Annotated in this window: 8 protein-coding genes and 1 pseudogene; 4 read left to right on the forward strand and 5 right to left on the reverse strand. The window is 63.8% G+C overall.

The window, feature by feature from the left end; all coding sequences use genetic code 11:
• Positions 1–610, forward strand: a pseudogene (locus tag AACR77_RS05600) (penicillin-sensitive transpeptidase); the annotation flags it as partial.
• A 70-nt stretch (positions 611–680) separates the two neighbouring features.
• Here AACR77_RS05600 and oxyR read toward each other — a convergent pair.
• The 3 genes from oxyR to AACR77_RS05615 form a co-directional block, all read right to left on the reverse strand.
• Positions 681–1,577, reverse strand: coding sequence for a DNA-binding transcriptional regulator OxyR (gene oxyR / locus AACR77_RS05605; RefSeq protein WP_042880240.1), 897 nt, complete (start codon positions 1,575–1,577; stop codon positions 681–683).
• Between the two features lie 129 nt (positions 1,578–1,706).
• Positions 1,707–2,351 carry a DsbA family protein gene (locus tag AACR77_RS05610; protein ID WP_042880241.1) on the reverse strand — a complete coding sequence of 215 codons (645 nt, stop codon included), beginning with the start codon at positions 2,349–2,351 and terminating at the stop codon, positions 1,707–1,709.
• 74 nt (positions 2,352–2,425) lie between these two features.
• Positions 2,426–3,283 (reverse strand): Vmh family MBL fold metallo-hydrolase, encoded by an 858-nt coding sequence (locus AACR77_RS05615; RefSeq protein ID WP_042880243.1) that lies wholly within the window; start codon positions 3,281–3,283, stop codon positions 2,426–2,428.
• Between the two features lie 120 nt (positions 3,284–3,403).
• Here AACR77_RS05615 and AACR77_RS05620 point away from each other — a divergent pair, with 120 nt between their 5' ends.
• On the forward strand, positions 3,404–4,318 hold the full coding sequence (locus AACR77_RS05620) for a LysR family transcriptional regulator (protein WP_041215629.1): 915 nt from the start codon (positions 3,404–3,406) through the stop codon (positions 4,316–4,318).
• 61 nt (positions 4,319–4,379) lie between these two features.
• Here the strand turns inward: AACR77_RS05620 and AACR77_RS05625 are convergent, their stop codons facing one another.
• Complete coding sequence (locus AACR77_RS05625) at positions 4,380–5,162, reverse strand: BPSS1780 family membrane protein (RefSeq protein WP_042880272.1); 783 nt, start codon at positions 5,160–5,162, stop codon at positions 4,380–4,382.
• A gap of 484 nt (positions 5,163–5,646) precedes the next feature.
• Here AACR77_RS05625 and AACR77_RS05630 point away from each other — a divergent pair, with 484 nt between their 5' ends.
• The gene (locus AACR77_RS05630) at positions 5,647–6,474 is read left to right on the forward strand and encodes a M23 family metallopeptidase (protein ID WP_042880246.1); all 828 of its coding nucleotides are present in this window, start codon (positions 5,647–5,649) and stop codon (positions 6,472–6,474) included.
• Positions 6,475–6,561: 87 nt separating this feature from the next.
• Here AACR77_RS05630 and AACR77_RS05635 read toward each other — a convergent pair whose 3' ends face one another.
• Positions 6,562–7,896 carry an MATE family efflux transporter gene (locus tag AACR77_RS05635; protein WP_042880248.1) on the reverse strand — a complete coding sequence of 445 codons (1,335 nt, stop codon included), beginning with the start codon at positions 7,894–7,896 and terminating at the stop codon, positions 6,562–6,564.
• A gap of 153 nt (positions 7,897–8,049) precedes the next feature.
• Between AACR77_RS05635 and AACR77_RS05640 the strand changes: the two genes are divergently transcribed.
• Positions 8,050–10,242: miniconductance mechanosensitive channel MscM (locus AACR77_RS05640; RefSeq protein WP_231563153.1), on the forward strand; the 2,193-nt coding region annotated here is incomplete at its 3' end.

The following is a 10,242-nucleotide window of genomic DNA, read 5'->3' on the forward strand; positions in this document are numbered from 1 at the left end:
CACAGTCTATGCCAATACCACGGCAGACTGGAAGGCCCAGTGCCCCATCGATCCTGTCGTGCCCAACAACATGGCACCGCAGACCATCAGTGCCCAGAGCGCCTTCCTCATCACCGACACCCTGACCACCGCCATCTGGGGTGGCAATGGCTGGCGTGGTACCGGCTGGCGGGCAGCCCGTGACCTCAAGCGTCACGACATCTCGGGCAAGACGGGGACCACCAACGAATCCCGGGATGCCTGGTTCTCCGGCTATACCCCGAATCTGGTGGCCACCTCCTGGATCGGTTTTGACAACCACCAGCGCGGTCTGGGCCGGGCCGAGTTTGGCGGCGGCGCCGCCCAGCCCATCTGGATTGACTTCATGAAGACGGCTCTGCACCAGGTGCCCGAACGCAAGATGCCGGTCCCCGAAGGGATCATGCAGGTCCGCATCGATCGTGAAACCGGTCTGCTGACCAATCGCGCCGATGGCAGTACCACGGAGGAGTTCTTCAAAGAGGGCACAGAGCCCACCCGCTACGCGAGCCAGATCTCCGATGGCAACCAGGTGTATGGCGGTGACGATGCGACCACAGACGGTCCCGTCTCCACCGACGACATCTTCTAGGTCCCCCTGGAAACAACAAAAACCGGCGCCCAGGCGCCGGTTTTTGTTTCGGGATGACGAGCGGGCTGCGTCAGCCCAGCAGGGCTTTCATCAGACTCGAGATGCGGGCCGCCAGCTCATTGAAGCAGGGGCGGCGAACCGAGTAGTGACGATAGAGCAGGGAGATGGTGCGCCCCGGCACGGGGTTGATTACCGGACGATAGCTGACGCCCCCCTCCTCCGGGTTGGCGGGCACGGCGAGCCTGGGCACCAGCGTCATGCCGCTGCCAGCGGCGACCATGTTGCGCAAGGTCTCCAGACTGGTGCCCTTGAAGCGCTGATCCTCACCGATGCCCGCGGCAAAACAGAAACCCATCGCCTGATCCCGCAGGCAGTGACCGTCGGCCAGCATCAGCAATTTCTTGCCCTTGAGATTGTGCAGGGGCACCGCCTTGGCGCTCGCCTCCGGGTGATGCTGAGGCACGGCCAGCCACATGGGCTCCTGATAGAGGGGGATGGCGCCAAACCCCTCCATCCCTTCCAGCTCCGCCAGCACGAGGCAATCCAGCTCCCCTTCCTCCAGCCGCTTGAGCAGCACTTGGGTCTGATCTTCGTAGAGGTAGAACTCCAGCTTGGGGAAGTGTTCACGCAGATCCTGGATGATGTGGGGCAGCAGGTAGGGGCCCACGGTGGGAATGAAACCGATGTGGATCTCGCCGGACATGGGCTCGGCGAAGTGCTGGCCTATGCTCTTGAGCTCTCGCGCCTCTTTGAGCACCTTGCGCGCCTGACGGGCCATGGCATCGCCGGCGGGCGTGAACAGCACCTTGCGGGAGGTGCACTCGATGAGGATCACCCCCAGTTCATCTTCCAGCTTGCGCAGCTGGCCACTCAGGGTCGGCTGGCTGACAAAGCAGCGCTCCGCCGCCTTGCGAAAGTGTTTCTCCTCTTCCAGCGCTACCAGATATTCGAGATCGCGAAGGTTCATAGGTACTGCATCCTGCCGTTCAATGAGGCCGATAGCATGCACAAGAACGGTGCGGGGGACAAGGGAGGCGCGCAGACGGGTCTGCCCTCTCCCTCTCCTTTGACAAGCCGCAGGCGATGGGCGAGAGACTCACCCCATCAGGGAGGTGATGTGATCCGCGAACGCCGCTGGCTCTCCCAGATAGGAGGAGACAGGCAGCGCAACGACGCGCTCCCCTTGCATCAATCCCAGGGTCGGGAACCCCTGCCCGCCGAGCCGGCGCAGCCACGCCTGGCTTGTGGCCAGATGGCCCACAAGATCGACCCGACCAAAGGCCAGGGCGAATGCCTCCGGTGTCAGCCCCTGCTCCCGCGCGAGCGCTGCCAGCCGTGTCGGGGAACCGATCCATTCCCCATCCCGGTAGTGGGTTTCCTGGATGCGGTGCAACAAGGCAAGGCCGTCGCCGCCAAGCTCGCTCACCGCCAGAACGGCGCGAATGGGCGGCTCGGAGTCAAGGAGCAGCGACTCGTTGAGCAGAAGCTCGTTGAAGTAGCGCTCACCAAAGCGCTGTCCGGTGAGGGCGTGGATGCGCTCGTCATGGGGGCGCACATAGTCCCGCAGGGGCTGTCCCATGGCCTGGCGCCTGGCGCCCATCCAGAGGCCCCCCCCATGCAGTTCGATGCGAAGGCCTGGGATCTCGGCAGCGGCTTTCAGCAGGGGGGCGGCGCCATAGCACCAGCCACAGAGGGGGTCATAGACATAATGGAGGGTTGTTTGCGCTTCGTTCATCATCATTCTCGCTTCAATGCTGGATAAAAAACCGGGCCCTCGGGCCCGGAAAAAAACACAGGGATGTAGGCGTCAGGGAGTTACCACTTCATCTCGCCGGTATTGACCTTGGCACCGATGGCCAGGCCATCATCGACCGGCAGGGAGGGGTAAGCCTTCTTCAGCGCTTCAATCAGCTGGCCGGAGTGCTTGGCTTTGGCCAGCTCCTGCTCAAAGCGCTGCACGTAGTCACGGGTGAAGGTCACGGCTTCGGTACCCTTGGGCGCAGTCCCCAGGAAGTGACCCGGCACCACGCGCTCGGGTTTCAGGGCCAGCAGCTTGTTCAGTGCCTTGACCCAGTGGCTGCGAGCGGCCTTGGACTGGCTGTCCGCCATCCAGACGTGCACGCCGCTGTAGACCGGCACACCCCCAAAGGCCGTCTTGATGGAAGGGGCCCAGAGGTAGGCATTCGGGGTGTTCATCTCTTTGATTTCAATCTTCTCGCCATCCAGGGTCAGGTGGCTGGCCGTCATCACTTGCGGCACGGTCAGGCTCTTGGGTGCATCCTTGCCCAGGATCGGGCCCCAGTAGCTCAGCTTGGCATCCTTGGTCTGCTTGATATGGTCGACCACATGCTGGTCGGCCAGCACCTTGACATCCGGGAACGCCGCCATGACGGGTTCCAGACCGAAGTAGAAGTCGGGGTCACCGGCACTGATATAGACAGTGGTCAGCTTCTTGCCGCTCTTCTTGATCATGTCCACCAGCGCCTGACCATGTTGCACATCGAACTGGGCATCGATCAGGATGGCCTCTTTGTCACCGGTTACCAGTGAGGAGGAGACGGGGAAGATGGCCTTCTCGCCGGGGTTGTAGACGGTCACGGTCAGGGGGGCCGCCAGGGCGGAACCCGTCATCAGGAGGCTGGTCAGGGTCAGGGTACGCAGTGTGTTGTTCATCAGATAACGCTCATCGGTGTGGATTAATGGAATGAGCGCAGTTTATTGCATCACCATCGATACAAATACCGCATAATAGGCGCATCACTGTTGCACAAACCGAGCATATAGGGGCACAAGATGGATAGGCTGACCGCATTGCGGGTCTTTGTCTGCGTAGTAGAACAGGGCAGCCTGAGCGGCGCCGGGGAGAAACTGGAGATGTCCCGCGCCATGGTGTCGCGCTACCTGGCCGAGCTGGAACGCTGGATGGGGGCCAGATTGCTGCACCGCACCACCCGCCGGCTGAGCCTGACCGGGCCGGGAGAAGAGGCGCTGAACCGGGCCAGAGCCATGCTGGCCCTGGGGGAAGAGATGGAACACCTGGCCATCCGCCATGACGAGGCCCCCAAGGGGCAACTGCGCATCACCAGCAGCTACTCTCTCTCCGAAGCCCTGCTGGTCGGGGCGGCGAACGACTACCTGGCCCGTTACCCCGGCACGGCGATCGACATCCTGCTGCTGGACCGGACGGTCAATCTGGTGGAGGAGCGAATCGATCTCGCCCTGCGCATCACCAACGACCTCGATCCCAACCTGGTGGCCCGCAGGCTCGGCACCTGCCACTCGGTGGTGTGCGCCAGCCCCGCCTACCTGGCCCGCCATGCTCCGCCGCAGCAGGTGCAGGATCTGGCACTGCACAACTGCCTCACCTACACCTATTTCGGCAAGAGCCTGTGGGAGTTTCTGGGGCCCGATGGTCCCGAATCCGTCCCGGTGAGCGGCAACCTCAGCGCCAACATCTCCAACCTGCTGCTGGCCGCCACCCTGGACGGGGCGGGGATCAGCCTGCAACCCGCCTACTCGGTTCACCCCCATCTGGCAAGCGGCGCCCTGGTCCCCCTGCTCACCCCGTGGCAGCCCAAGCGCCTCGGCGTCTATGCCGTTTATGGCACCCGCAAACAGATGTCCCCCCTGCTGCGCAGCTTCCTCGACTTTCTCGTGGAGCGGATGGCGGACGATCCCCTGTGGCAGGAAGCCCCTCCCTCTCTCTGATCCCTGCGAGCCGCACAAAAAAGGGGCCTCGCGGCCCCTCTTTGCTCCATCCTGTGCCCGGTCAGGCTTCGAAACCGAATGCCTTGACCGGGGTCTCTCCCTCCTCGGCCTCCTGATCCTCCAGATAGATGTCGTGATAGGCGGCATAGATGGAGTAGTTGATGGCAGGCAGCACCACCAGCAGGCCCACCAGCATCAGGAGTGCGCCAAAGAAGATCAGCACGGCCCCGAGCAGCCCCCACCAGAGGAAGGGCCACATGTTGCGCAGACATCCCTTGAAGCTGAGCATGGCTGCCTGCCAGACCCCGACCTGATGGAAGAGGATAAGGGCGGGGGCGAAGGTGATGGCCATCAGCACGGGAACGAACAGTGCCAATCCCACCAGGGCGCAGACGAGGAAGCCCTGTGCCTGCTCCGGGGTCAGCGCCAGGGAGCCCGGATCCGCGGACAACAGGCCGGTGAGTCCCCACTGGTGCAGCAGGAACACACAGATCATCAGGATCCCCATGATGAGGCCGAGCACCATCAGGCCCCCCAGCATCAAGGGGGTCAACCGATGGCGGAAACCGGCAAAGAAGTCGCCAAATTGCAGCGCCTCCCCATGGTGACCCCGCCGCGCCACCGCCACCCAGCCAGCCCCCCACACCATATAGAGCAACTGGGAGATCAAGCCCCCCGCCGGCAGCTGATCTAGCACGATGCCCACCACAAACCAGAGCACTATCATGGCCACGCTGGCACCCATCCCCTTGTTGAAGATGTCGAATCCGGTGCGGATCCAGATCCAGCCCTGTCCTATGCCATGGCGTTTGGGTTCGCGGCGCAGGGCCCTGTCACTGTTCATCATTGACCTCGTCGAAAAATAGGGGCGAAGCGGCGTCTCCCCAGGGCACGCTCACCGTGACCATGATGGGGCCGGTGCGTACTACCTGGCCAGGCCGCCGGGTCGGGGAGAGCCTCACCTTGTAGTCGGTGGCCTGGGTCGCCGCCGAGTAGGGTACCGCGATGGCGGTATCGAATGGAATAGGGGTCAGGGCCCCTGTCCGGCCATGCCCACCGCGACCCGGCCTGGCTGGTGGTGATGAAGCGGTTGTCGCTCGCGAGCGCCCCCAAGATGCGGTAGCGCAGCGGCCCCCTGCTCAGGCTGGCAAGGTCGAAGGGAAGGCTGGCACCCGCAACCAGAGCATTCACCTCGCTGCAATGGCGTGTCCGTTGCGTCCTTCTGGGCCGCAGCCGATGAGTTTATCGGCCACGGTTGACGGACAGCACCGCCAGAATGTGGCATCATCTCCCCCCTCTTGCTTTCCCCCTGATCCGATGGAGCCATCATGCGCCGCCTCTTCTTTCTTCTCCTGCTGCTCGGCAGCCCTGCGCTTCACGCCGAACCGGGGTTTATCAGCCGCCTGCTCAACCACCCGGTGCCGGGGGGCGTGGCCGTGGTACCACTGGGAAGCGGGGCCAAGGCGCCCGCAGTGCGCTATCAGGACAAGCCTGTGCTGGTGGTACAGGAAGACGGGAAGACGTGGATCGCCATCGTCGGCATCCCGCTCAAGAGCGCGCCCGGCCCCCATCAGGTGACCACCAGCGATGGCCGCACCTTGAGTTTCAAGGTCGGCACCAAGCACTACCGTGAGCAGCACATCAAGCTCAAGAACACCCGCCAGGTCAATCCGCTGGCCGAAGACATGACCCGCATCAACCGGGAGCTTGCCGAACAGACCCGCGCCTACCAGACCTTCAGCCCGGCTCAGCCGAGCAACCTGCTGTTTGACAAGCCGGTCCAGGGCCCGCTCTCCAGCCCCTTCGGGCTGCGCCGCTTCTTCAACGGCGAGGAGCGCAACCCCCACTCCGGCCTCGACTTCGCGGTCGGAGCCGGCACTCCCATCAAGGCACCAGCCGCTGGCAAGGTCATCCTCATCGGCAACTACTTCTTCAACGGCAATACGGTGTTCGTCGACCACGGCCAGGGCCTCATCAGCATGTTCTGTCACATGTCGAAGGTGGACGTGAAGCTGGGCCAGAGCCTGCCCCGCGGCGGCATCGTCGGCCGGGTCGGCGCCACCGGCCGCGCCACCGGACCCCACATGCACTGGAACGTCAGCCTCAACGACGCCCGCGTCGACCCCGCCATCTTTATCGGCGCCTTCAAGCCCTGAGGCCGGCGACCTGCCGCCCACAGGCAGGGGCACTCAAAATGAAAAAGGCAGCCAAGGCTGCCTTTTTCATGGACGCATGACCACATCTCAGGCAGCGCTGTGCTGGCGCCCCTCCCTGTTCATCGCCCGCCACATCACCAGGACCAGCAGAGTGCTGCAAGTGGGCAGCGCCAGCCAGACACCGGCCACTCCCCACAGGGAGGAGAAGCCCCACAGGAAACCGCCGATCAGCACCAGCTTGCCGCCGGTGAGCAGGGAAGCGATGCGGGCCCGGTTGATGGCCTGGAAATAGGTGGCCCCCACCAGCAGCAAGCCTTCCATGGGCAGTCCCCAGAAGTAGAGCCAGATACCGAGGCTGGCCACCGGCAACAGGGCAGCATTGTCCCCCGCAAACAGATAAACCACTGCCTCCGGCCACAGATACAGCGGGATCATCCCGCACAGTGCCACCGCCATGGTCACTCCCAATGCCAGGTTACGCACCCGCAGCACCCGTGCCCAGTTGCCCGCCCCGGCATTGAAGCTGGCGATGGGTTGGATGCCCATGGCGATCCCCTCGAAGATGAGATAGAAGAAGGCCTCGCTGTAGCTGATGACCCCATAGGCGGCCACGTGCAGCGAAGTGCCCACCGAGAGCAGCGCCTTGTTGTGCAGCGCCAGCACCACCGAGAGGTAGAGGTACATCAGAAAACTCGACACCCCGAGTCGCAATGTCTCCCCCATCAGCCGCCAGTCGGGCACCAGGGTATCCCAGCGAATGCGCAACTGGCTGCGGGGGGTGAAGAAGTGCCACAGGCACAGGCCCCCGGTGACCGCCTGGGAGAGCATGGTCGCGATGGCGGCCCCCGCCAGCCCCCAGGGGATCACCGCCATCAGCAGGTAGTCGAGCAGCACGTTGAGCACGCCGCCCCCCACCAGGATCCAGGTGGTGAGGCCGGGTCGTCCGTCGTTGCGCAGCAGGGCGGTAAAGGCCATGGAGAGCACCGCGAACACCCCGAGCCAGGCGTACCACTGCAGATAGGCGAAGCCTGCGTCGAAGATGACCCCCTGCGCCCCCATCCAGACAAGCATGGCCTCGCCGTAACGAATGCCAATGAAGGCGAGCAGCGCGGAGGCGATGAGCACCATCACCAGGGCATTGCCGACGATGTGGCGCGCCCTGGCCTGCTCCCCCTTGCCCAGATAGAAGGAGGCCAGCGACGAGGATCCCATGCCAATAAGAGCCCCCACCGCATAGAGCACGGCGCAGATGGGGTACGCCAGCATCATGCCGGCCAGCCCGTCCTGGCCCAGAATATGGCCGACGAAGATGCCGTCTATGGTGACATAGATGCCGGTGACCAGCATGGCGGCCACCGTGGGGGTGACGTAACGCAAGAAGAGGCGGGAAAGGGGGGCCGTGCCCAGATCGACGGAGGACATAAATTGCTCAATGAAGGGGAACGGCCAGAATAATAGCCAAACAAGACCCGGATCACCCGTTATTTGTGCCGTGGATCATTCATCTTGAGGGCTTTACCCGCCCCTGCCCCTGCTTTAGGCTAGGGCGACTTCTCCTGAACGGAAACGTGCGCCATGTTGCAACGCCTGCTCTGTCTGATGCTCTGTCTCAGCCTGTTCCCCTTCTCCGCTGTCCAGGCTGATGATGCCATCACTCAGGTAGAGGAGCTGCTGCAAAGCATCCCCAAGACGGATACTCCGGAAAACCAGCAACTGCGGGAGAGCTACCAGCAGGCCCTGCAATATGCCCGGGATGCCCAGCGCTACCGGGAACAGGGCAAGGCTTACCAGCAGATCCTCATCGACTACCCCAAGGAGTCCGCCCGTCTCAAGGAGGGGCTGCACAACTATCAGCCCCAGTCCCGCCCGTCCCTCTCCTCCCTCAAGGAGGATGCCCTTCGCCAGGCCATCAGCCTGAGCAGCAACCGCCAGCTCAACCTGCGCAAGGAGCGTCAGGCGGTCACCGACAGCCTCAACCAGCTGGAGAGCACGGGCCAGGAGTATCACCTGCGGGTCGACGAGTTGCGCAAGCAGTTGCTCCAGACCCGCTCCCTGCTCGATCGCCTGAGCTTCAGCAACGAGTCGGACAGGTTGCAGGAGGCCCAGCAACTGGCCACCCGCCTCAAGGAGCAGAGCCTCTCCGACCGGATCCAGATGCTGGAGCTGGAGCAGCTCTCCGCCCAGCAGCGCAACGATCTGGGCAAGCTCAAGCTGCAGGAGCTCAACCTCGCCATCACCGACGAGGATGAGTGGCAGACCAGTCTGCTTGCCCAGCAGAACCAGCTGCGCCGGGACAAGACCGAGCAGGCCCTGGCCGAGAGCGAACGCCTGCGCCGCCAGCTCACCTCTGACCTCCCCCTCTTGCAGGAGCAACAGCAGCAAAACCAGGCCCTCTCCCTGCAACTGGGGGCCCTCGAGGACCAGATTGAACGGGTGCAGGACGAGCAACGGGGGGTGGACACCTCCCTCTCCGGGCTCAACGAGCTGGTCAATTCGGTGCGCGAACAGCTGGAGTGGTTGCAGATAAGCAACGCCTACGGCGAGAACCTGCGCAGCAAGCTGGCCGATCTGCCCGCCTACTTCCCGCTGGAGCGGCTGGAGTCCGCCATCGTCAAGGCGCGCATGGCCAAATACCAGTACGAGACCGAGCAGGATGCCCTGAAGGATCCGGTCCAGCTGCGCAACAGCCTGCTCAGTGGAGACGGCATCACCCTGGACAGGGCCCAGCGCGCCGTGCTGGACAACCTGCTCAAGGCGAGACGGCAACTGCTGACCCGGCTCAACGATGCCTCCGACACCCTCATTCAGGAGCAGACCCGCCTCAAGCTGCTCTACAGCCGCCAGAACAGCAAGATCGACGAGATCCGCGAACTCAGTGCCAGCCATCTGTTCTGGATGCCGGACGTGCGCCCCCTGAGCCCGGCGGTGCTGCTCGGCGTCCCGGCCGCCCTCGGCCTTGCCTTCAATCCGGCCAACTGGCTGCAACTGCCCAGGGCCATCGCCGAGAACAACCCCCTGAGCCTGACCCTGGCTGGCCTCGGGCTGCTGGGGCTGGCCTGGTGCTGGCTGAAACTGGCTCGCCACCTCCTTCAATACAGCCAGTACATTGCCCCGCGCATCGGCAAGGTAACCCAGGACAAGTTCAGCCTCACCAGCCGATTGCTGGTGCGCTCCGTGCTCGCCGCCCTGCCGCTGCCCGCCATGGTGCTCATGGTGCACGGCCTGCTGGACGGCGCCTGGCAATATCCCTTCGCGGTGGCGGTGGCCCGGGGCCTGGGTGAAATCTGGTTCCTGCTGCTGGCCCTGCTGGTGGCGCGCCACCTCACCCTGGAGAAGGGGATCCTCATCCTCCACTTCCGCTGGCAGAAGGAGCGGGTGCAGCGAGTATGGGGACAATTTCGTACCCTGCTGCTGGTGCTGATCCCGAGCTTCTTCGTGCAGGGCATGGCGAGCAGCTATCAGGAGCACGCCTTCTACGACTCCCTGGGACGCCTCGCCTTCATCATCGGGGCCCTCTGGCTGCTGCTCTTCTTTGCCCGCCTCAACCGGGAAAAACTGCCCCTCACCTGGGGTCAGGCAGACATGACCAAGCCCCATCTGCTGCACCACTTCATCTGGAACAGCCTGATGCTGGCCCCGCTGCTGGCGGTGCTGGGCGCCCTGTTCGGCTACTTCTACACCTCCCGCACCCTGCTGCGCCAGCTGGAGCTGAGCCTGCTGGCGGGGCTCGGCTGCCTGCTCGTCTACTATCTGGCCCACCGCTGGATG

The organism is Aeromonas sp. ZOR0002, assembly GCF_963866995.1.
Lineage (GTDB): Bacteria > Pseudomonadota > Gammaproteobacteria > Enterobacterales > Aeromonadaceae > Aeromonas > Aeromonas caviae.

What these genes read in the sequence shown, in the direction of transcription:
- AACR77_RS05615 (WP_042880243.1), bottom strand. Translation starts at nt 3,283, where the DNA reads ATGAACAACACACTGCGTACCCTGACCCTGACCAGCCTCCTGATGACG.
- AACR77_RS05620 (WP_041215629.1), top strand. Translation starts at nt 3,404, where the DNA reads ATGGATAGGCTGACCGCATTGCGGGTCTTTGTCTGCGTAGTAGAACAG.
- AACR77_RS05625 (WP_042880272.1), bottom strand. Translation starts at nt 5,162, where the DNA reads ATGAACAGTGACAGGGCCCTGCGCCGCGAACCCAAACGCCATGGCATA.
- AACR77_RS05610 (WP_042880241.1), bottom strand. Translation starts at nt 2,351, where the DNA reads ATGATGATGAACGAAGCGCAAACAACCCTCCATTATGTCTATGACCCC.
- AACR77_RS05630 (WP_042880246.1), top strand. Translation starts at nt 5,647, where the DNA reads ATGCGCCGCCTCTTCTTTCTTCTCCTGCTGCTCGGCAGCCCTGCGCTT.
- oxyR (WP_042880240.1), bottom strand. Translation starts at nt 1,577, where the DNA reads ATGAACCTTCGCGATCTCGAATATCTGGTAGCGCTGGAAGAGGAGAAA.
- AACR77_RS05635 (WP_042880248.1), bottom strand. Translation starts at nt 7,896, where the DNA reads ATGTCCTCCGTCGATCTGGGCACGGCCCCCCTTTCCCGCCTCTTCTTG.